This is a genomic window from Thalassotalea litorea (assembly GCF_005843925.1).
Taxonomy (GTDB): domain Bacteria; phylum Pseudomonadota; class Gammaproteobacteria; order Enterobacterales; family Alteromonadaceae; genus Thalassotalea_A; species Thalassotalea_A litorea_A.
In genome coordinates this window covers 181,399-203,621 of the sequence record NZ_VCBC01000008.1, presented here as the reverse complement: position 1 = coordinate 203,621, position 22,223 = coordinate 181,399, and the positions used below count along the sequence as shown (strand labels likewise).

The 22,223-nt window shown below is 44.9% G+C and carries 18 protein-coding genes; 4 read left to right on the top strand and 14 right to left on the bottom strand.

Annotated elements, in window-relative coordinates; translation table 11 throughout:
• The 10 genes from FE810_RS09775 to ppc all read right to left on the bottom strand — a co-directional run bounded on the left by FE810_RS09775 (position 1) and on the right by ppc (position 13,865).
• Positions 1 to 687 carry an anti-sigma factor family protein gene (locus tag FE810_RS09775; RefSeq protein ID WP_138319866.1) on the bottom strand — a complete coding sequence of 229 codons (687 nt, stop codon included), beginning with the start codon at positions 685 to 687 and terminating at the stop codon, positions 1 to 3.
• Positions 680 to 1,228, bottom strand: coding sequence for an RNA polymerase sigma factor (locus tag FE810_RS09770; RefSeq protein WP_138319865.1), 549 nt, complete (start codon positions 1,226 to 1,228; stop codon positions 680 to 682). Before FE810_RS09770 ends, FE810_RS09775 begins: the two co-directional genes overlap by 8 nt.
• A 289-nt stretch (positions 1,229 to 1,517) precedes the next feature.
• On the bottom strand, positions 1,518 to 2,909 hold the full coding sequence (locus tag FE810_RS09765; RefSeq protein WP_246037015.1) for a DUF3943 domain-containing protein: 1,392 nt from the start codon (positions 2,907 to 2,909) through the stop codon (positions 1,518 to 1,520).
• 239 nt (positions 2,910 to 3,148) lie between these two features.
• Positions 3,149 to 4,414 (bottom strand): inorganic phosphate transporter, encoded by a 1,266-nt coding sequence (locus tag FE810_RS09760; protein WP_138319864.1) that lies wholly within the window; start codon positions 4,412 to 4,414, stop codon positions 3,149 to 3,151.
• An 18-nt stretch (positions 4,415 to 4,432) separates the two neighbouring features.
• The gene (locus FE810_RS09755) at positions 4,433 to 5,110 is read right to left on the bottom strand and encodes a TIGR00153 family protein (RefSeq protein ID WP_138319863.1); all 678 of its coding nucleotides are present in this window, start codon (positions 5,108 to 5,110) and stop codon (positions 4,433 to 4,435) included.
• Positions 5,111 to 5,426: 316 nt separating this feature from the next.
• Positions 5,427 to 6,134, bottom strand: a complete 708-nt coding sequence (phoU, locus tag FE810_RS09750) for a phosphate signaling complex protein PhoU (RefSeq protein WP_138319862.1) — start codon at positions 6,132 to 6,134, stop codon at positions 5,427 to 5,429.
• Positions 6,135 to 6,152: 18 nt separating this feature from the next.
• On the bottom strand, positions 6,153 to 6,977 hold the full coding sequence (pstB, locus tag FE810_RS09745; protein WP_138319861.1) for a phosphate ABC transporter ATP-binding protein PstB: 825 nt from the start codon (positions 6,975 to 6,977) through the stop codon (positions 6,153 to 6,155).
• Between the two features lie 40 nt (positions 6,978 to 7,017).
• Positions 7,018 to 8,652, bottom strand: coding sequence for a phosphate ABC transporter permease PstA (gene pstA / locus FE810_RS09740; RefSeq protein WP_138319860.1), 1,635 nt, complete (start codon positions 8,650 to 8,652; stop codon positions 7,018 to 7,020).
• Positions 8,653 to 8,675: 23 nt separating this feature from the next.
• A complete protein-coding gene (locus FE810_RS09735; RefSeq protein WP_246037014.1) occupies positions 8,676 to 10,916 on the bottom strand; it encodes an ABC transporter permease subunit in 2,241 nt (746 codons plus the stop codon).
• 393 nt (positions 10,917 to 11,309) lie between these two features.
• A complete protein-coding gene (ppc, locus tag FE810_RS09730; protein ID WP_138319859.1) occupies positions 11,310 to 13,865 on the bottom strand; it encodes a phosphoenolpyruvate carboxylase in 2,556 nt (851 codons plus the stop codon).
• A 448-nt stretch (positions 13,866 to 14,313) separates the two neighbouring features.
• On the opposite strand from ppc, the gene FE810_RS09725 reads away from it, so the two are divergent.
• The 3 genes from FE810_RS09725 (at position 14,314) to FE810_RS09715 (ending at position 17,194) form a co-directional block, all read left to right on the top strand.
• On the top strand, positions 14,314 to 15,393 hold the full coding sequence (locus FE810_RS09725) for an NHL repeat-containing protein (protein WP_138319858.1): 1,080 nt from the start codon (positions 14,314 to 14,316) through the stop codon (positions 15,391 to 15,393).
• A 6-nt stretch (positions 15,394 to 15,399) separates the two neighbouring features.
• Entirely contained in the window at positions 15,400 to 16,857 is a 1,458-nt protein-coding gene (gene gnd / locus FE810_RS09720; protein ID WP_138319857.1) for a decarboxylating NADP(+)-dependent phosphogluconate dehydrogenase, read from the top strand.
• 142 nt (positions 16,858 to 16,999) lie between these two features.
• Entirely contained in the window at positions 17,000 to 17,194 is a 195-nt protein-coding gene (locus FE810_RS09715) for a DUF2986 domain-containing protein (protein WP_138319856.1), read from the top strand.
• A 40-nt stretch (positions 17,195 to 17,234) separates the two neighbouring features.
• Here the strand turns inward: FE810_RS09715 and FE810_RS09710 are convergent, their stop codons facing one another.
• From FE810_RS09710 to FE810_RS09695, 4 genes are all read right to left on the bottom strand, one after another.
• Complete coding sequence (locus FE810_RS09710) at positions 17,235 to 18,506, bottom strand: NAD(P)/FAD-dependent oxidoreductase (RefSeq protein ID WP_138319855.1); 1,272 nt, start codon at positions 18,504 to 18,506, stop codon at positions 17,235 to 17,237.
• A 17-nt stretch (positions 18,507 to 18,523) separates the two neighbouring features.
• Positions 18,524 to 18,832, bottom strand: coding sequence for a 2Fe-2S iron-sulfur cluster-binding protein (locus FE810_RS09705; RefSeq protein ID WP_138319854.1), 309 nt, complete (start codon positions 18,830 to 18,832; stop codon positions 18,524 to 18,526).
• A 19-nt stretch (positions 18,833 to 18,851) separates the two neighbouring features.
• Positions 18,852 to 20,006 (bottom strand): cytochrome P450, encoded by a 1,155-nt coding sequence (locus FE810_RS09700; protein WP_138319853.1) that lies wholly within the window; start codon positions 20,004 to 20,006, stop codon positions 18,852 to 18,854.
• 255 nt (positions 20,007 to 20,261) lie between these two features.
• Positions 20,262 to 21,038, bottom strand: coding sequence for a phytanoyl-CoA dioxygenase family protein (locus tag FE810_RS09695; protein WP_138319852.1), 777 nt, complete (start codon positions 21,036 to 21,038; stop codon positions 20,262 to 20,264).
• A gap of 227 nt (positions 21,039 to 21,265) precedes the next feature.
• On the opposite strand from FE810_RS09695, the gene FE810_RS09690 reads away from it, so the two are divergent.
• Positions 21,266 to 22,045 (top strand): IclR family transcriptional regulator, encoded by a 780-nt coding sequence (locus tag FE810_RS09690; protein ID WP_138319851.1) that lies wholly within the window; start codon positions 21,266 to 21,268, stop codon positions 22,043 to 22,045.
• Positions 22,046 to 22,223 lie beyond the last annotated feature (178 nt).

Below are 22,223 nucleotides of genomic sequence, written 5' to 3'. Positions count from 1 at the left end.
TTATTCATCCTCTTCGTTGAAATTTGTTTGCTGAAATTGCTGCTGACCGACATCTTGTTTTAATGCCTGGGCCTGTAACGCATATTCCAACCGTTGATATTTGAGTTTATTATCCAATACATCCTCACTGCGCTGCTCATTTACATACTGAACAAAATGCGACATGTCTTCCTGACGCTCTTGCCGAGTCGCGGTTAATAGATACCCCGCAAGTTGAAGATTATTGGCCTGCTGTTGATCTTTAAAATCTGAGACATAGTTGGCCAAGACAATTTCCTGCTCCGCGGCAAATTGTTGCAGACGTTGATCGAATAAAGCCTCAATTTTTTGATCTGAATTGTTGGGGTTAGCGGCGCCAAAGGTAATGGCAAAACCATCCTGTTGTGAGGTGATTTGCACATTAAACAACACCAATGCAATGGCAAAACAAGAGCAAGCCATAGACGTTATTGAAAGTCCTGACCACTGCCACCAAGGAGTTTTCGTCTCTGCCATCATGGCACTCGGGTCCCAGTTTGGCGGCGTTTGCTCTTCATAGCCATGAACCTGCTGCTCTATATGTCTGGCGGTTGCTAAGTGACCTTTGAGAGACTCATCCTCCATCGCCAACTCTTCGAGTCGCTGACTTTGTTGCTCGCTCAATGTGCCATCGAGCCAGGCCTGAAATAATTGTTCCTTCTCAGACATAATCAATCTCCAATTCATTCTTTAATTTATCTAATGCGCTATACAAACGAGATTTTACGGTGTTGCTAGAAATCCCCAGCTGATGGGCAATTTCGTCGAAGGTAAAGTGCTGAAAAAATTTGAGCTCGACGACGGTTCTCTGATTTACTGGCAATATCCGCATTGCGTTAGCCAGTGCTAATGCCTGCTGACTTTGATGCAATTGCTGCTCTGGTTGCTGTTCAATTTCAGCTTCATATTCTCCAGGAGCATCATCCAATGATTGGTTGGGGCGTTTGCGACGATAGAACTCAATACACCGATAGTGGGCGATACGATACAGCCAATTTTTAAATTTGGCATCGCCACGAAAACTGCCTAGGTTGCGAAACACCGCAATAAAAATCTCTTGCATTAGATCCATCGCGTCATCCGGGTGCCCGACCATGCGTAACGCATAGTTGTAGATACTCTTTTCATAGCGTCTGACCAATTGCACCCAGGCGTTTTTCTTGCCTTTTAGTGCTTGTTTAATCAGTGTTTCATCGCTTCTCTCAAACACAAAAAGTTCCCTGTTTACTGGTTTTACCGGATATTTTCCCTTTATAGTCGTAACGGAGGCGAAAATAGTTTGAATTTATTTCAATTTTTATTGAAGCAGATTTGAATAATGATTGGAAATAACAATGGATCATTAATCCATCGAAAATTTTAGCTGAATTTCAATTGGTTACTAAAAGAAAACCGAACTTGATATTGCCATAAGTAAGACAATCGGATCGAGGTCGTAAGGAAGAGCCGAACAATCTCGCGCTGGTAAGACAACGAATAACAGGCAACTCACCGTACCACTAGCGCCAGTTGCCCTTCCCTAAACGGTATATCAGGCTAAACCGGAAGATGTCTTCCTGGGTATCTAATCGAGTGGAAAAGTATCGAGCGATATCCGTTTGAATGGCAAGATTATTATTAAGCTTCATGTGCACCCCTACCCCAGCATGACTGTAGAACGACTTTAAATCTCGGTCCTGATCACGAAGCATTTCACCGATACCCGCGGTAACATAAGGCCGAAACCCCGTATCAGGACGAAAATAGTATTGTCCACTCACACTATAGTTTTCATAGGTCAAATCTTCACCGCTTGAAAGTTCCTGAAAATGCGCGCGTGCATAGTTAAGGCGAGCGGAATAACGATTCGTAAAATACAGGCCAATACTAAATTCTGCAAATGGATCGTCTTCCACTTGCCAAATGTCGTCAAGCCAGGCATATCCAGAGCCAAGTCCGATACCGATCATGCTGTAATCGATAGGATCACGACTGAACTGGTAATATTGAGGCGTGGGTGTTGATCGCAGTGGCTTACCGTCGCCAAACTGAAAATGCATTTGTACTTGCCACTGATTTTCCTGCAGCAACCCTGCTTCACCTTCTGCCTGAACCAGTTGCGGTCGGTAGTTCACAAAACCGGTACCGGCTTTAAATATCTCGCGGTTAAACATCTGATTAACCCCTCGCCCCAGTGAATCCACGGGATCCAACATCCATAAGGATAGCGTACCAAGCCCCTCGGATCCCCAGACTTTACCATCTCCCAATCGGATATTTCGCTCCGTTTGATGCATCCATTCACCCATCGCCCAACCCAGCACGGGTGTAACCACCAAATCTTGAATCGAAGGCGTTTCCGCAAAGGCTTCTACGCCGTACTCCCAGTAAAATGTCGACATTAGTGCGGAATACACGAAAGCATCCCATTGTCGATATCCCGACTTACGGGCAACTTGATAATAGATACCACCCGAGTATGGGTGACCAATATAATTTATCCAAAAAACATCGCGGTCCCATACGGGCCCTTCGCGTACATTGTCCCGCCATTTTTGCAATAACTCGCCTTCTTTATCCCAGTTAGAGATATCGTCGGGTAACAGAGCAATAAACCCGACGACACCAAATCCATAAATAAATATCGATTTGGTTTGCGACCACAGGCGTTCTTTATCTTCACCATGTTGCGGTGAAAAAATAGAGACTTGAAATGGGTCATCATAAAAGCCTTCTAGCGGAACCTTCTCTTCCCAGGCCGAATTGGTGATGCGCTCTACATAGATATCGCTGTCAACCGAATTTGAGCCTGCATCATCGGTACTTAAAAGGTTTTGTGTTTGGATAGTATTTTCGTCGAGTGAGTCGGGCGCTGCCCATAAATTGACGCTGCTGCATGTCAATAACATCATGGCCATTGTCTGACAAACCCTACGCGGTTTGCGTAACAACATGGACAATCAACTTATTGTTTCTCAGTTATATAAATGTATGCAGAAAAATCAGGGGTCGCAACCTGCAAGCATGGGTTTATGTCTTAAAGTAGCACGCAAATGACAAAAACTTCTTGTTGAAAATCGTTTTTTACTTTTGCCAGGACAAAAAAAACCGGAGACAATGGCTCCGGCTTGATATTGGAAAAATTAAAGAATTAGCTTAGTGCGCCTTTAATCATCCAGAAGAACATTATCGATAATGTTGCACCGACTGGCAGAGTGATCACCCAGGAAACAACGATATTGCGGACAACGCCCATATTAATCGCAGCAATACCTCGGGCCATACCTACACCCAAAACAGCACCAACAAGTGTTTGTGTCGTTGAGATTGGTAAGCCGGTACCTGAAGCAACAACAACGGTACAAGCTGCCGCTAGTTCGGCTGCAAAACCACGACTAGGGGTTAAATGGGTAATGCCCTTACCTATGGTGGCGATAACGCGATGACCAAAAATAGCAAGGCCGGCAACGATCCCTAATCCACCCAATGGTAAAATCCACCAAGCAAGCGCCGCTTTAGAAGCAATTTCACCATTGTTATTCACAATACTAACAACTGCGGCTAATGGGCCGATCGCGTTTGCTACGTCGTTTGAACCATGAGCAAATGCCATACAACAGGCGGTAATGACCATCAGTACCGCAAAGACTTTTTCAACATTGATGTATTGGGCTCGACGGTCAGCTTTGACGTTCAAATCAAGACGAGAGATAAAGAATTTACCCACTAGCGCAACCGCTAACGCAACCACAATTGCGTACAGGTAACCTTCAACACTGCCAATTTCCATACCTATGTGTTTCAAACCTTTCTTGATGGTTACCAAAGAAAGCACAAAACCCGCCAGGAACATATAAAAAGGAACCCAACGTTTGGCCTGCTCTACCGGCTTGTCCGTATCAAAAATCAGTTTCTGTGCACTATTAAAGATAATGAAAGCAAACACACCAGCAATTAATGGCGTTACAATCCAACTACCAATAATGCCTAATACTTTGTCCCAGGCAACGGTTTCTACGCCGACACCAATTGCGGAGAATCCAATAATGGCACCGACGATGGAGTGTGTAGTAGATACTGGCCAACCGAGGTAAGAAGCGACTAAGAGCCAGGTCGCTGCGGCAAACAAGGCCGAAATCATTCCGTAAACCAGTTGTTCAGGAATGTCGGTAAAGTAACTGGCATCAATGATGCCTTTACGTATGGTTGAGGTCACCTCACCACCGGCCAGATAAGCACCGGCAAACTCAAAAATCATCGCAATGATAATTGCTTGTTTAATGGTTAGCGCTTTCGAGCCAACGGAGGTACCCATTGCGTTCGCAACGTCGTTGGCACCAATACCCCATGCCATAAAAAAGCCGACGGCGGCGGCAACCAGAACCAACATGGTTCCATAATTAGCTATAATATCCATTACTACGAAACCTTCTAATTATCTTGCTAACATGATTTCTAAGCGAGCGCCTACACGCTCAGCGATGTCGGCTAAGTCGCCAACCCATTCAATAATTTGGTATAAAAATATGACATCGACCGCATTCATATTTTTCTCAATCGCCAATAACCCCTGACGTAATTTAATTTGCATTACATCGGTATCATCTTCAATTGAATCTAATTCGAGGATCATCGTCTCAACAAAATCCAACTCACGACCACCAAAACCGGCTTCAAGTAATTCATCCATTTCATTTATTGCTTTGGCCGCTTGTTTAATCGCATCCAGGCATCGGGACAAGTACGCATCAAAATCACTGGCAAGCTCTTTGGGGATGGTAATCTTGCGTCCCAGGATCCGACCGGCAATATCTTTCGATTTATTGGCCATTTTATCCTGTTGACTAACAAGCTCAAGCAAGTCAGTACGTTGCACTGGCATAAATATCCCGCCAGGAATTTCAATACGGATTTTACGTTTTAGCTGGTCCGCGTCTCTTTCCAAGGAGGAAATTTCTTTGCGAATGTCTTCGGCTTTAGACCAGTCATCATCGGCACAAGCGGTGAAAAGTGAAGGAAGTAACTTAGCGCACTTGTAAACTGTATTTACGTGCTGTTCTAGTGGTTTTAAAGGTGATTTTGCAAATACACCCAGAATATTATTGGCAGACATAATGTTTCCTGCAACTTCGTTTGCTGCTTAATAAAAATCGGGGCAAATATACGCTATTTACCCCCCATTTCAACCGTTAATTATGGTTTATCAATGTGAAAAACCCAATTATGGTTACTAAACTATCAGTTATTTCAAAATTTTCAAAATGTTATACCAATCACAATAAGTTTGTGCACAACTCAGAGTTAGGCCAGAGCTTCATTTACAACATAGATTGTATTGATATAGTCATTCTATATTAATGAAATATAGGGCCGTAAATGGGCCTCTGGTTAACTCCCAACGAGTGAGCAATAATCTAATGTGATTGGTATTATGAGATAAACTCGTCCATATCCTGCTCAGATATATGGCGTACCACTTTACCTTTGACAAAGTAAATTACGTACTCACATATATTTTGGCAACGGTCTCCGATCCGCTCCAATGCGCGGGCAGACCAGATAACACTCATAATTGATGGAATTGAACGAGGGTCTTCCATCATATAGGTCATTAATTGACGCATTAATGCTTCGTATTCACGATCAATTCTATCGTCATTTTGATGCACTTTTAGCGCCGCATCAAAATCCATTCTGGCAAATGCGTCTAAGGTGTCATGGAGTGTTGATAGCACCAGTCGCCCGAGGTTTTCAAGATTTAAGAGAAAATCTTGTTTTTTGCCCGGAAAATGTTCCAGTGCCACTTTGGATATCTTTTCCGCTTCATCACCAATGCGCTCTAAATCGGCAATGGTTTTAATGATCGCCATAATTAACCGCAAGTCACTCGCTGCGGGCTGACGCTTGGCAATGATACGTGTACATTCTTCATCGATCGCAACTTCGAAGCGATTGATTTTATAATCACTTGTTAACACCTTTTGCGCTAATTCTTCATTGCTATCACTCACCGAGAGTAATGCATCGCGCAGTTGCTGTTCTACCAGTCCGCCCATTGTCATGACATGATTGCGAACCGCTTCCAATTCCTGATTGAACTGACCGGATATGTGTCTGCCGGTATTGAAATTTTCCATTGGGCTGTCTCCTGTCGCTTAACCGTAACGGCCAGTAATGTAATCTTCGGTTTTTTTCTTGGCGGGAGTAGTAAACAGTGTATTCGTGTCTGCGTACTCAATCAAATCGCCCATGTACATAAATGCCGTCTGGTCACTGACGCGAGCAGCTTGTTGCATATTATGAGTGACGATCACTACCGTATATTGTTGCTTAAGATCGTTGATTAATTCTTCAATGGTTAATGTAGATATCGGATCCAATGCTGAGGTGGGCTCGTCCAGCAACAACACTTCCGGTTCAATCGCAATCGCGCGGGCAATCACCAAACGTTGCTGCTGACCACCAGAAAGACCAAGGGCACTTTCATGAATACGATCTTTCACCTCATCCCAAAGCGCCGCGGCTCTTAACGAACGTTCACAGACTTCATCAAGCACCCGGCGATTGTTTTGACCTATTAAACGCAAACCATAAACAACATTTTCATAAATTGACTTAGGAAATGGATTCGGCCGCTGGAATACCATTCCAACTTTGCGACGAAGTTGCGCTACATCGACATGTTTAGCGTAAATGTTCTCGCCATTTAACTCTATCGCGCCATCGATTTTGCAAATATCCACCAAATCGTTCATCCGATTGATACAACGCAGTAAAGTCGATTTACCACAACCACTGGGTCCGATAAATGCGGTGACCTGGCCTTTGGGGATCTTCATCGATATATTTTGCAACGCCTGCTTGTCACCATAGTGCAGGTTAAGATTTTTGATTTCCAACGCGACTTGCTCTGCTGTCAGGTTGTTGATATCAAGTCTCTCGCTATCAGTTATTAATACTTGTGGGTTTACATTAATCATATCTTTGATTCTCTGCTAACGTTTAGCCTTTAGATCTGCACTAGTTTTCTAAAGAGCGGTATTTTTCGCGAAGACGGTTACGAATAGAGACCGCCGTCATGTTCAATGCAACAATAATGGTTACCAGTAGCAGCGCCGTTGCATAGACTAAAGGCCGGGCTGCTTCGACGTTCGGGCTTTGGAAGCCGACATCATATATATGAAAACCTAAGTGCATAAATTTTCGCTCTAAGTGCAGGAACGGAAAATTACCATCTAGTGGTAAAGTCGGCGCCATTTTCACTACACCAACCAGCATCAAAGGTGCCACTTCACCGGCGGCGCGGGCAATCGCCAGAATGATGCCGGTCATGATTGCCGGGCTGGCAATCGGTAAAATAATTCGCCATAAAGTTTCCGCCTTCGTTGCCCCAAGTGCTAATGAGCCATGGCGCATTGATGATGGAATACGAGCTAACCCTTCTTCCGTAGAAACAATGACCACGGGTAGGGTTAATATCGCAAGAGTAATTGCCGACCACAGCACACCAGGCGAGCCAAACGTCGGACTGGGCAATGATTCTGGGTAAAAGAGCTGGTCCAGTGAGCCACCAACCATATAAACGAAGAACCCAAGGCCGAACACCCCATAGACAATCGAGGGTACCCCTGCTAGGTTAATCACCGCGATGCGCAATAATTTAGTAAAGGCATTGTTGCCGGCATACTCGTGCAGATAAATCGCCGCAACCACGCCCAACGGGGATACAATAACCGTCATCAGCAATACCATAAGCACGGTTCCGAATATCGCCGGGAACACGCCACCTTCCGTGTTGGCTTCCCGCGGATCGTCGCCGATAAAGCTGCCAATTTGATGGAAGAATTGACCAAGTTTGGCGAAAAACCCCATCTGGTTATTAAACGTAATTTGTAAAACCTGCTCAAGATTAATGTCAACGGTTTGACCATCCATTGCCCGCACCACAATCTTGTCGCGCTGAACTTCCTGACGCAGCTGATTGAGGTTTGCTTCGAGTTTATTGTACTGTTGAGCGAGTTCGGCGCGGCGCTGTTCAAAGTCAGCTTTAAGCTGGGATGTTAATTTACCGTCAAGCTCTGCCTTGCGCTCTTTTAAACGAATGCGCTCAAGCTCAAAGTTAATCGCACCAATATCCTTGCCCTGAAGTTGTTCAATATCTTCTTGCAGCTCGCTTACTCTCTCAATAAAGTCGTCTAGCGTTGCCGCTTCAACCTTTTCACCACCCATGTAAACTTCTTCGATAAAGCCATAGAAGTTACCATTGGTGCGACGCTCTATCACCACAACATTTTCAGGCTGGGTTTGCTTTTGCACCATAGGTTCAAGAACCCAGCGAAAGTCGAGACTGACCAACTCCCGATTACCGGTTTTTACCAAGTAACGGTCTACGGTCTGTGCATCGCCGATGTCGACATTTTTGTTATTCAATTGCTTGGCAGGGATCCGCTCATGCTCATAAATTTCGCCAATCACTACCGACGATTCACCGTGAACATTTTGCAATTCAAATTGATGGATTTGTGATGGCCAAAAGTAAGACAGACCTCTCGATGCTATCAACAACAACAAACCAACCACTGAGATCAAACTAATGCTGACCCCTGCAGCCGATAACCACACCCAAGGCGATCCTGATTTAAACCATGTTTTCATCGTCAAATAATCCTTCTTAACCACTACAAAGAGCTGTACTTATCACGCAAACGCTGACGCACAAACTCAGCTAGAGTGTTAAAGACAAAGGTGAAAACAAACAGCACAAACGCTGCTAAGAATAAAATTCGATAATGAGAACTACCGACTTCAGATTCCGGCATTTCAACGGCAATATTGGCGGATAAAGTACGCATTCCCTGGAAGATACTCCAATCGATTACCGGCGTATTTCCTGTTGCCATCAATACAATCATGGTTTCCCCGACTGCGCGGCCAAGGCCCATCATGATGGCAGAGAAAATTCCAGGGCTCGCGGTAAGCAATACTACCTTGACTAAGGTCTGCCATTGCGTCGCACCCAAAGCCAAAGAGCCCGAGGTTAGATGTTTAGGAACACTGAAGATGGCATCTTCCGCCATAGAGAAAATGGTTGGGATCACCGCAAAGCCCATGGCAATACCGACAACCAGCGCATTACGCTGGTCGAAATCGATGCCTAAATCGTTGGTGATGAACTTACGCATATCGCCGCCGAACCAGCTTGCTTCAATCATCGGTGAAAGCGTAAAAGCCAACATTGCCGCTAAGATTAACACCGGCAATATAATCATCGGTGCAAACGATTCAGGCACAAAGACTTTGATATTTTTCGGCAACTTGTACCAGGCAAATGCGGTAATAAATGTCGCTAATGGCAATAAAATCAGTAACAGGAAGACTGCCGGTAGATACGCTTCAATTAACGGTGCTAACCAAAGACCAGCAAGGAAACCCAGGATCACCGTTGGTAGCGCTTCCATTAACTCTATGGTCGGCTTAACCGTTTTGCGCATCACAGGTGGCATAAAGTATGCGGTATACACGGCTGCTGCAAGCGCCACAGGTACTGCAAAAAGCATCGCATAAAGCGCTGCTTTCATGGTGCCAAAGGAAATAGGTACTAAAGAAAATTTCGCTTCAAAATCATCGGAACCTGAGGTCGACTGCCAGATATAAGCCGGTTCAGGGTAGCCTTCATACCAAACTTCCTGCCAAAGCGCTGACCAGGTAACTTCCGGGTGCTCATTATCAACCGTTAACAACTCGAGCTGTGTTTTACCCGATAAAACCACGCCATTGGCGCGCGGAGCAATAGCAAATGGCTGTTGATCCGATTGCAGCATCTTCCCTTGCCATAATTGGGTTTCACTGGTGGTGTAATAAAGTCCAACCTGGCCGGATGGTGTTACGGCAAAAAAGCTTTTGCGATATCGCTCGGGATAAATCTGGGTAATGGCTTCATTGATGCTGGCCTTGAAACGACGAATCTGTTGAAACTTCCGCCCATCATCGCTTGCCACTTCAAACCATTGCAATACGTCGCCGTTATCGGTTCCGAATAAAATAGAACTACTACCGGATAGCAACGTCATGGCGGTGATGTTTGCTTGCGATTCGATGACGGGATTAAACTGACCTTTCACGGGCACATCCCAGTCATCATCAAGTTCATAGACGGATACTTCATTATTTCTAGCTACCACGCCCATAGTCGTATCCGGGGTGACTTGAATGAAATCAATCGCGTCAATATTGTCCGCAATTAATTGATATTCTGCGGTAAACTCGGGATCGTAGTAAAAATCATCGTCGGCAATCAAAGCGGTTTTAATTAACCGGTTATCTTCACTAAGCGCCATAATCATCGCTTTTTCTTCGTTCATAACAAAAGAAAAATCTTTGATCGCCGCTTCGTCTTCATCGATATAAATGGCATCTTCGCCAAGTGGATAGCGAACCGTAGGGTTCATCGACCGCTTATCACCCTCGAAAGAAACGATAAACGTTGGCTCAACCACCTTGATGGTGCCATCTGTGGTCAGTAATACATATTGATTGGACGTCGTTGACAGGATTTTTTGTAAGTTTTCGTCATTCGATAGTATCGATTCTGTTAACAGGTGCTCACCGCGCGCATGATCTTCGTTGTCCTGCATCTGGTAAAAAGAGATTTCACCCTGAGCATTAATGTTAAAGCCGATTTCTTTAAGTTCATCAACACCGACCGCAACCGTTTCGCTATCTTGGGCATTTTCCAAGAATTGAATTTGGGTTTCAGGCGCGATGCTTGCGGATTCAAAAATTGGCTTAATGACATAAACCAAGTACATAAAGATAAGCACTAAGGTAAACAACACACTGATGCCACCGGCGCTGATCAGCCACCTGGCCAACGTATTCTTTAATTGTCTTGGGTCAAAAGTTTTAGCAACAACTGTCACGTTTAAACCTGCATAATGACGAAAAATTATTATTGATTGGGATTATAAGACACAAATATGACAGTTTTGTTACAGCCCAGATTTTATTGCCGTAAAGATTTTAACTATGCCTTCCCCGCCTTTAAAAATGTGCCTGAAATATCATTGGCTGGGCCAATTAGAATAGGTTAAAGGACACTAAACGGTGCGAGAATAAATTGTCGCAGTCGGTTAAAGAAAGCCTTGAGAATCCCGCGTCGTTTGTTTGCGATTAAAGCGATGTATCTGAGGTTAAGTGATGAAGTGCTTGCAAAGGTTTTGCGGTTTGCGGTCAATAATACCGTCAATCAATGAAAAAAGAGCACGACTTATCGCTAAGCGTGCTCTTGGGTTGGTGCATAACATTCTGTTGGGCTAACCGGTATTGCGCATGCCCGTTGCGATGCCCGCCATCGTATGCATAAGCAAATGTTCGTAGCCAGAGTCATCCGGTGACGAACGCAAACGCGTTAACGCTTCAATTTGCATTAAGTGCAATGGCAACAGATACGGACGACGCAACTCAAATGAGCTGAGATTCCAGGGATCATTTTCCATTAACTGCTGATGCCCTAATACCGATAAGACCGTTTGTTGGTCGGCAGCCAGTTGCGCCCGCAAATCTGTCCCCATGGATTTTAACTCTTCATCGACAAGCGCCTGATCGTAGCGAGTGGCGATCATCGGATTGGATTTTAAATACACCATTTCAATCAAAGAGACACGCGAGCGAAAGTAAGGCCATTCGGCCAGCATTTCGTCAATCAAGGCTTGATATTCACCGCGATGATTGGCAATGGCCTGACCAAAACCGAGCCAACTTGGCAACACCATACGGTTTTGACTCCAGGCGAAAATCCAAGGGATCGCACGCAAAGATTCAATGCCACCATCGGCGCGGCGTTTTGCCGGTCTGGAACCTAATGGTAAAGATGACAATTCCTGCTCTGGTGTCGCTTGTCTGAAATAACGAACAAAGTCGGCCTGTTCCTGTACATAACTGCGATAGGTTTTGCAGCTATCCGCGGCCATTTTGTCCATCAGCTCACGCCAAGCCGGCTCAGGAGATTTAGGTGGTGTTATCAAAGACTCAAGAATCGCCGAGGCGTATAAATGGAAGCTTCGTACCGCCAGATTCGGCAAACCATATTTATAACGAATGGTTTCACCTTGTTCGGTGACGCGCAAACCACCATCTAAGGTACCTGGAGGTTGCGATGCAACCGCGGCATGCGCTGGTCCGCCGCCACGACCAATCGTACCACCACGACCGTGGAATAATTTTAGCAATACGCCTTTATCTGCAAATACCTTAGCTAAGGCTTCCTGCGCCTGATACTGGGCCCAGGTCGCTGCCATTACGCCGGCATCTTTGGCGGAATCGCTGTAGCCTATCATTACGGTTTGCTGTCCGTCACAACTTTGGGTATAGACGTCCATCGCTAACAATTCATCCATCACACTTGGCGCGTGATTTAAATCATCCAGGGTTTCGAATAATGGGGCAATCGGCATCTGCCATTTTACACCACAGATTTTCATCAACAATCGCACCAGCAGCACATCGCTGGCTGTACTTGCCATGGAAATAATGTAGATCCCCATTACCTGCTGCGGTTGCTTAGCAATCATCGTAAACGTATCGAGGACTTCCTGGGTGTCACTGCTCCAGTCATAATCCGGTAACAACGGACGACTTGACGCCAACTCCGCTAGCAAAAACTGTTGTCGTTTTTGCTCGTCCCAGCTCAGGTAATCTCCCATATTCAGGAAATCGAGAATTTCGGCCATTGCACTATCATGGCGCTCGCTATGTTGGCGCACATCAAGATTGACCATAGAAATGCCGAAACATTGTACTTTGCGGATCAAGTCCAGCAATTGCGAATCCGCTACGCGGTGCATGCCGTGATTTATCAAACTTTGTCGGCAACGTTTCAGTGGTGCAAGCAATACATCCGCATCGTTGATCGTCGGTGGTTTATCGCCATTAACCAGGTTGGCAATGTTATTTTCAAGACGGGTGATTATTAGTTTAAGTTGATGTCGATACGGGCCAGCACCATTAACATCTTCTTCGATAAGATCCGCATCCGCTTTGTGCATCGACAATTCTAGATACAGCTCACGTACATCTCGCCAATACAGTCTTGACGCTCGAATTCGAGCATTGCGAATCGCTTCGCAGCTCAGTTTGGCAGTAACAAATGGATTACCATCTCTATCCCCTGCCATCCAGCTGGCGATATTCACCGGCATAAAGTCATCAGCAAGTGGTTCGCCGAGTAATTGTTGCGAAACGTCATCTAACTCACGAATAAATTGCGGCAATGCCGACCACAGACTGTCGGATATGACATCCAGCCCCCAACGGGATTCATCGAGCGGTGTCGGACGCTCAGCACGTATTTCATTGGTAAACCATGCCTGCTCGACCAGTTCAGCAATTCGAGAAGTATCTTCGCTGCCATTATCTAGCTGGTCAGCAATTTGGTGATATTTATGAATAAACGTACGGCGATTGATTTCCGTAGGGTGCGCGGTTAACACCAGCTCGATATGCAATTTATTCAGAGCATCACGAATTTTTTCAGGCGCAACGCCTTGAATTTTATGCGTGAGTTCGGTTAATGGGTGAGCGAGCTCTAATTCCGCTAACCCTTGTTCAGAAATGGTATATTGCTGTTCAGCAATGTTTGCCAGGTTTAAAAACTGACTAAATGCTCGGGATAAGACTAACATGTCCGCTTCGGACATATCCGCGAATAAGCTCTGTAGCTTATCCAACGCGTCTTCATTAGTCGTGACTTCTTTCGCCAGTGCACGGATGGCTTCGATACGTTCAACCCACTCAGGCCCTTGCTCTACAGCAATGGTTTCTCCCAAAATTTTCCCAAGCAGACGAATATTATTGCGAATTGAATCTAGCATTAAACAACCTCATGTTCGTGACTTTCCATGAATAATCCACTAAAAATTAGCAGAAGCCCCTGAGATTAGCGGTTTATGGTAAAAAAAACCACAAGATTTCATTAAGTTGGACCAGTTGACCAATCTGCTGTCAGGTTATTTGGCATTCGGCGCTATTTGCTGTAATCTCCACACATTGTTAACATTAAACAATTATTTGCATTGAAAGGTTACATTGTTTCGTCATGCACTTTTGTATGCCGATATTCTATCCTTTGTCACTCGCACATATGGGTGCGGCAGAAACTTTTTAAGTTATGCCCTCGCCAGTTCCCTTGGACTGGCATTGCGTTATCACTATTTTGCAAAAAAGCACCTTAAACCTCGAAAAGGTATTTGCCATGTTGTGCGCAGAAAATGCTAAGCCTAATCGGGGTCATACCCTAATAATTTCATCAAAGGACGTTATATGAGCAGCCATATTGCCCTGCCTGAAAATGGCATAGATCCCCATCATAAAATTATCGGTGAAGGTGCATTTACCTATCGCGTAAATAATCGCTGGGGTATTTTAGATCGTGATCAATACCCGGTAGAAAACTGTCATGATTTTGCAATCGATAGCAACAAACGCATTTACATGGTCACGGATCACCCCGATAACCAGATCATTGTTTATGATTGCGAAGGCCAGTTGATAGATGCCTTTGGTAAAATGTTTCCCGGCGCCCATGCCATTGAAATTGTCCAAGAAGGTGATGATGAATTTATCTATTTGGTAGACAGCGGCTGGATCAGTAATCGGAAATGGGACGGTATATCGACCGACGCGTGGGATTCTCCGACCAATAAGGTCATCGCCCAATCCGGTTTTATTGCCAAATTAACCCTCGATGGGGTACTTATTTTTACGTTGTCTCACCCTCAAACCATCGGAATATACACACCGGATATGCCGTATCGTCCCACCGATATTGCGATACACAACAATGGAGATATTTATGTCTGCGACGGATATGGCTCGGACTATGTGATCCGCTATGATAAACAAGGGCGTTATCTATCTCACTTTGGTGGTCACGACAATGTCGATAGTGACCACAATCTTGCCAATGCCCACGGAATAGCCATTGATCGAAGAAATCCAGATTCGCCACAACTAATCATTAGCTCTCGGGCAGAACAATGTCTAAAATTATTTTCCTTAGAAGGTAAATATCAGGGTAAGATAGACACCCCTGGAGCATGGGTTCATGGTCCGGTGTTTGCAAAAGATTATTTCGTAACATCCGTATGTTGGTCGGATATCGATGGAAAAAATGTCGATAACTCTGGGTTTATCAGCATTTTTGATAACAACAACAACCTTGTTGTAAATTTAGGCGCTGGTAAGCCTGAATATAGGAATAATCAATTACAACCGATGGCAACGACCTGGGATATCTTTAACCACCCGCATGGTATTTGCATCGATGACGATGGCAATATGTATGTAGGACAATGGCGTGCAGGTCAATCCTACCCGATTAAACTCGAAAAAATTGGATAGATTCTTATGACCTTAAAACAGCAATCAGATATTGGTGTGATTGGCCTGGCCGTAATGGGCGAAAACCTGATTTTAAACATGGCTTCCAAAGGTTTTACGGTAACCGCGTATAACCGTACAACGCAAAAAGTCGACCGGTTCGTCAATGATCGCGCCAAAGACAAAACCATTCGCGGTGCTTATAGCATTGAAGAATTTGTAAATTCCCTTGCTGCGCCAAGAAAAATTATGTTGATGGTAAAAGCCGGCAGTGCCGTGGATGCCACCATTGAACAATTGATCCCATACCTTAGCGAAGGCGACATTCTTATCGACGGTGGCAACAGCCAGTTTGAAGATTCTGACCGTCGTACTAAATATCTTGAAGAAAAAGGTTTTCTGTATATCGGCACCGGTGTATCCGGTGGTGAAGAAGGGGCACTATTAGGCCCATCAATTATGCCTGGCGGTTCGAAAGCGGCCTGGCCACAGGTAAAACCTATCTTTCAATCGATTGCCGCGAAAGTGAACGGGGATGTTCCTTGTTGTGACTGGGTAGGTAATGGCGGTGCTGGTCATTTTGTAAAAATGGTCCACAACGGCATCGAATATGGTGATATGCAGCTGATCTGCGAAGCGTATATTCTGATGCGTGACGTTCTGGGATTATCCGTTGATGAAATGGCAAACGTATTGGCCGACTGGAAACAAACCGAACTGAGTAGTTACCTGATTGATATCACTGCCGATATTATGGCTTACAAAGAAGATGGAAAGCCGCTGATTGATGTCATCCTTGATACCGCCGGGCAAAAAGGTACCGGCAAGTGGACCGGTGTCACCGCATTGCACTTAGGTACGCCGTTAACCTTAATCGGCGAAGCCGTTTTTGCACGCTGTCTATCCGCGCAAAAAGAACAACGGGTAATTGCTTCTGGCATTATCGAAAGTGTTACCGAGCCATTCTCGGGTGATAAAGAAGCCTTTATCGATGCCTTAAAAGACGCCCTTTTGGCTTCGAAAATGGTGTCCTATGCACAAGGTTATGCCCTGATGAAGCAAGCTTCTGAAGATTTTGGCTGGGAACTGGATTATGGCGCGATCGCGCTAATGTGGCGCGGCGGCTGTATTATCCGCAGCGTATTTTTAGATGACATCAAGAACGCTTACGATAAAAACCCAGAGATTGATAACCTGTTGTTGGATGATTACTTTAATCAGGCGATAAAAGCTGCGCAACCAGGCTGGCGTAAAGTAGTTAGTGAAGCCACATTAGCAGGAATTTCCATTCCCTGTCTGGCGTCTGCATTAAGCTATTTCGATGGCTACCGTTGTAAAGACTTACCCGCAAACTTGTTGCAGGCACAACGTGACTATTTTGGCGCCCATACCTATGAGCGCAAAGATAAGCCTCGCGGTGAGTTTTTCCATACCAACTGGACCGGACGTGGTGGCGATACATCATCAACCACATACGATGTGTGATCAGCCTCTAAACTACACCTAGTTCAATCATAGAAGGCAATCGCTGAATATCCGCGGTTGCCTTTTTTCTTGGTGCAACGTCGCAATTAACGTACAATCGCACGCTTTAGATAACCGATTGCAACGACTCAGTGGTGCTACCATGAACCGTAAAAAGAAAATCAAAAGTATTTTGATGGCCAAAAAGAAAAAGGCCAATAAAAAACTGCAGAATAAGAGCCAGAATAAAGGCTATGTTGCCAAAGCTGAGCGAGAGAAACTGACCGATGACAGCGCCAATGCATCAACCGATACGATTGTTGATAGCAGCAACGAAAAGCCAACAGCTTCTGAGTAAACTAAAGCACAGCATTTTCGTTGCTATGAATTCCTGAATGTTAGCGGGTAACATTCTCTGCATTTAAATCAATACAGGTATCAGCAAGCTTTTGTTTATTGACGATGATACCAGCTTTGATAAACCGCGTTCCCAGCACATAGGCTTTGGAATGATTTACCGCGTCAACACCAAGCAGTTGTTGCTCTTTAAAATACCACAGTGAACGTTTTGAATTATCGTCTCGTTCAATGCGCTCGATGATATCGGTATACCCTGTACCCACCCCCACCATTTGCAATTTAACATGGTATTGATCGGACCAAAACCACGGAACGGCGTTATATTCGGCCTCTTTGCCACAGATAGATTGAGCCGCGATTTTTGCCTGATCCACGGCATTTTGAACCGATTCTAATCGTACAAATCGCTGGTAGTAAGGGTTAAAGTGATAACTGCAATCACCAATCGCATAGATATTATCAAAGCTGGTTTTAGCGCTCCTATCTACCTTGATACCACCATGCTCAATTTTAAGACCTACAGCAGCGGCAAGCTCGCTATTTACTCGAATACCAACACCGACAATAATAATATCGGCTGAAAATTGGCTGCCATCTGCACAAATGATCTGATTTGGGATTTGATTACAACCTTTGTCGTCGGTAGTTATTTTTACTACGTCTTTATCGGTTAGCACCTCGACACCATGTTGCTGATGAAGCTCGGTGAAAAATGCCGATAATTGTGGCGATGTTACCCGCGCTAGGATACGACTTTCCCGCTCCAACACGGTTACCTGATGCCCCAGTTTTCGCAATGATGCGGCGGTTTCCAGCCCGATGTAGCCGCCACCTATGATCACCACGTTTTTATTACCATTTGTCAGGGCTGTCTTGATGTCGATGACGTCAGTGGCCGTTCTTAGTGGAAACAGATTTTTGGCGTCCTGCAATCCATCAATCGGTGGCATAAAAGGCCGTGCCCCGGTTGCCAATACCAGCTTTGTGAAGCTAAGGGTTTCACCGTTAGTCAGAGTTAGTTGCTGCGCGTCAGCATCGATGCTTTCGACCCGTAGCCCCAACATTAATTCGATGTCATTTTTCTCATAACTGGCAATAGGTTTTAACTGGATTTTTTCAATCGGTTCACGACCATCAACCGGCGTTTCAGTTAAAAAGCCTTTTGATAACGGTGGACGGTGATAAGGCAGATGCGGATCTGCATCAATTAATTTGATAGACCCTTGCCAGCCTTCTTTGCGCAACGCAAAAGCCAGATTCACCCCAGCGTGACTGGCGCCAATAATGACACAACAATGAGATTGATTCATGATATGACTAGCCAGAATTAATGCGCAACATTCAGTGTGATGCCATCGATATCATCACTGATTTCAATCTGACAGCACAAACGACTGCGCTCATTAAAGTTATCATCCAGCTCCAGCATATCCTGCTCAATTTCTCCAGCAGGACCGACTTTAGCCATATCTTCGCTGGCAACATGCACATGACAGGTTGCGCAAGAACAGACGCCACCACAATCACCGTCGATACCTTCTACGCCATTTTCTACCGCCAGCTCCATTACCGAGCCAGATTCACCTTCAACTTCAATCTTTTCATTGTCAGAGGTAATAAAGGTTATTTTTGCCATTTTATTTGTCTCTCTTATATTAACGGAACGAAACGGTTAGCTGTTCAAAGCCAACCTTGCGCTGAAATTCCTGCCAATCTTCGATATTGTCCTGATGATAGAGAATATCGATATTTTTAACTTTAGCCGATAAAGACGTGAGAAGAATATTCATGATTTGTCGTGCATGGGTAGCGCCAAGACAATTATGGGTGGCAAAACCAAACCCTACATGCGGATTAATCTTACGGTCAAGAACCACCTCATTGGCATTTTCAAATACCCGCTCGTCTCGGTTTGCCGATGCCCAACACAAGGAAATTCTCGAATTCGCTTTAACGGCGTGCTCACATACCTGAGTATCTTCGGTTACGACTCGCCCCATGTGAGTAAGCGGTGAAAAATAACGAATTAACTCTTCCACCGCTTTACCGGTGATCTCAGGCTCATTTTGTAAACGGTTAAGAGACTCTGGGCTTTCGGCAAAATAAGCGATGGAATTGGTAACCGCATTGATAACTGTATCGCGGCCGCCAGCAAAGGTCAGGATCATTACCCCTTTAACTTCTTCTTTGCTGAGCTTACGACCATTCACTTCACTGTCTAGTAGTACCGAATATAAGTCTTCACCGGGATTTGCTATCGCTTTATCAATCTGTTGGTCGATATAGTCGTAGAGGATATTGGCTTTGTCTGCGTCTAGCGCAGTATCGTCACTGCGAAATACATGGGTTCCCCAGTTAATCCAAACCTGAGCTTCCTCATAAGGAATATTCAACAGTAAGGTCAACGCTCGGGATTGAAGTTTCAGGGAAAAATCGGCAACCACTTCAACACTGTCTTTTGCCAGCACTTCGTCAATTAGCTCATCGATGATGGCTTTTAAGCTTGCCTGATAGTCGGCCTCTAGTGGCCGTTTAAACCAAGGCTCTACAATAGCTCGGTAATTTGCGTGTTCAGGGGGATCGACTTCAAACGGAATTTGTCGGGTATCACGAATAGCAACTTCTGAAGGAACAACGATACGCCCGACTTCCTCGCCACCACTTTGGAAGGTTTTCCAGTTATGGGCACATTTGCGCACATCTTTTAATCCCAGAACCATAGTCACGGGATCGTTTTGATCATCAACGGTGCCGAAACCTTTACCATTTCGGGCCTCTTGAAACGCATCGGGTAACACGCTCTTGCTCATTGCCATTCCCTCAATATTAAATCTTTGTTTTTCGATAGCTCGCTTTATATGAACGAGTTATGTGTTAACGGGTTATCGCTCACGGATAAACAACATAATATTGCTTCACTTTAAGCAAAAATACGTAATTAACTGGCAAAAGTAATATTAATTTGTCATCAAGGGATGATTGGCCTGGCCGCACCAGCAGTTAGCTTTGATTACTTATTTAAGCTAGCTGTCAGTGCGAGCCATGCGCTCCTTATTGCGTTATCGCTATTCCTGCCAGGCAAGAATGGCATCGTCTTCCACTTTATCAAGTGGTCGATAGATCAACGAGTTTTCTTTAAAAGGTTTAGCACTGTCAGCGCAATAGGCCGGGATCATCGCCCAGCGTGGTTCGCTGGATTTATTCTGATTGGATTTGTGCAATAGGTTACAGTGAAAGAACAAGGTATCACCGGGTTCAAGTTCAACTTTGACCAACTCATGGTGCTTCAATGCCTCTTCAACAAAAACCATATCGGCGCCTTTTTGATCGCCGGTTGCGTTATGATTAATGCGGCCAATATGGTGCGAACCTTTAAGCACTTCCAGACAGCCATTTTCAACCGTGGCTTTGTTAATCGCGATCATGCAGCTAACAAGCTTCGGGTACAGATGATAATTATCATTGGCCCAATAGCCATAATCCTGATGCCATTCCCAGGCGCCGCCTACGAACGGCTCTTTCATCATGATTTTCGTGGTTGTATGAAATACCGGCTCGCCGAGAATTTTCTCGCAGGAATCTGCAAGACGGCGGCCGCGAGAGAACATACTGTATAGGTCATCGCCTAAATCCTGCCAAAGGCTGACTTTACTGACGGTGCCAGAAGCATCCTTTTTATCCCAGGCGTTGGTATATAAATTCGCATCATTAAACGCCTTTTCCTGAAGGCGCGCTATTTCCTGCGGGCTGTAAAATCCCTTTGCGATCACGTATCCGTCGCGATGAAAGTCTTGCACTTGCTCGTCACTCAAGATGCGACTGCTGCCATTATTGTTTGTCATCTTCACTCCCGTTCGGTCTCATTGTATTTGCTTTGGCGCTTTTGTTAGCGCTTTTGTTAGCGCTTTTTTTACATTAGGCATTGGTATTGTCTTTTTGTTTATGCCCTGTTTATGCCTCATTAAGGCTTCACTTTAATTGAGGAAAAAAACACATTCAAATTTAAATGAAATATTTATATATGAATGGTAAGCTCAATAATTATCTGATGTAAATGGCCTAAGAAAACATGAAGGAATTATTAGTAAAACCCGTCCGTTATGCGGTTCCCGCTTTGGATAAAGCCCTTGATGTATTGGAATTTTTAGCGTCCCAGACGCGGCCATTGACCCAGGCAGAAATCGCCCAAGGCTTGGGCCGCAGTGCCAATGAAATCTATCGAATTTTGGTGAATCTGGAAGGTCGTGGTTATCTGATCAGAGAGGAAGCCAGCGCCGGCTATCGAATCTCGCTAAAGTTATACAATCTCTCCCATGGTATCGAGCCAATCGCACTAATTCGTCAGGTTGCCCTGCCACATATGGAAGATTTAGCGGTAAAACTTGGAGTTTCCTGTTATTTGTCAATCCTGTACCAAAGCCAGACCATGGTACTTATTCATGCGAATAGTCCCTCGCCAGTATCCTTAAATGTTCGCGAAGGTTCGTTATTCTCAACTCTCAATTCCGTGCCCGGAAATGTCTTACTTGCCCACAGTAATGAAGACGTAAAGGCGATGATATTGGCGCGAGAAGCAAGCTATGAAACCTATACTGACAAACAGAAAAACTCTTTAAACAAGCGTTGGCAAACTATCGCTGAAACCGGCATATACAGCGCCAGTAGCGAGCTTGCCGATGGCGTATACGAATACTCAGCCATTGTTGGCGCGGTTGCGGATAAAGTCATTGCGGCATTAACCATACCGAGCCTGAGTACCACGTTAATCAAAAATCTGGATAAAGACAGCGTTGAAGCGCAGGTAAAACAAACGGCTGGTAAGATTGCGGCGCAGTTGAGTAAAGCCTGAATATAAGCTGTAGAGGTAAGCTTCGCTGGTGGAAAGTGGGAGGTGGAAGAAAGAACGGGCTTTCGCGTCATACCGTGACACTACACGGTATCTTGGGCATGGTCTCTTATGTGCCAATAGCTGCCCGTTAGGAGTTGCTAATATACTGTGACTTTTGATCCGAACGCTGCGCTTAGTA